General features: G+C 32.7%; 1 protein-coding gene. It reads right to left on the bottom strand.

Annotated features, from left to right (window positions below; translation table 11 throughout):
- Positions 1 to 74: 74 nt before the first annotated feature.
- Positions 75 to 539 (bottom strand): hypothetical protein, encoded by a 465-nt coding sequence (locus WJR50_RS34165; protein ID WP_341297810.1) that lies wholly within the window; start codon positions 537 to 539, stop codon positions 75 to 77.
- Positions 540 to 562: the final 23 nt, after the last annotated feature.

The raw sequence follows: 562 nt of genomic DNA, 5'->3' as shown, positions 1-562 counted from the left end.
AACGACCGATGTAGCGGCTGGCGAAGGCTTTAGCCGAAGCGATAGCCGATACATAATGTTAGGCCTTGTTTTCTTTAATTTTCCAAGTTTGGATAAGTAGCTTTTACCCTTGAGTTATTGCGATTATTAAGCGTTTTCTCAAGGTTTAGAACATCAGCTATCCTGATAATATTATTATAGTTTCCTTTTATACTATCTTGCCAATTTATAAATCTTATATTTTCACTAAATTGAAATAGATACAATGGTGAATTGCCTCCTATCTCTTCAAAATGATCATACATTCTAATAAATTTAACTTGCCTATTTTTTTGAAACACAAGATAGCCCCCCATGACTCCATCTAATCCATGATATTCCGCCCAAATAAATTTATCAGGGCAATGCTGAATATCATCACATCTCCCGTAGTAAAAATAACTTTCAGCTTCCTCATCAATTCTTGTAATAGTTACTCCATCAAATTCATAATAAATAAATTTTTTTTCCGAACAGGAAACAGATAATGTAACAATCAAGATTAGAACTATAAATTTCATTTATTCCAATAAGGCCTAACGGC

The sequence above is a fragment of the Catalinimonas locisalis genome (assembly GCF_038039535.1).
Classification (GTDB): domain Bacteria; phylum Bacteroidota; class Bacteroidia; order Cytophagales; family Cyclobacteriaceae; genus Catalinimonas.
This window is presented reverse-complemented; position numbering and strand designations above follow the sequence as displayed.

What these genes read in the sequence shown, in the direction of transcription:
- WJR50_RS34165 (WP_341297810.1), bottom strand. Translation starts at nt 539, where the DNA reads ATGAAATTTATAGTTCTAATCTTGATTGTTACATTATCTGTTTCCTGT.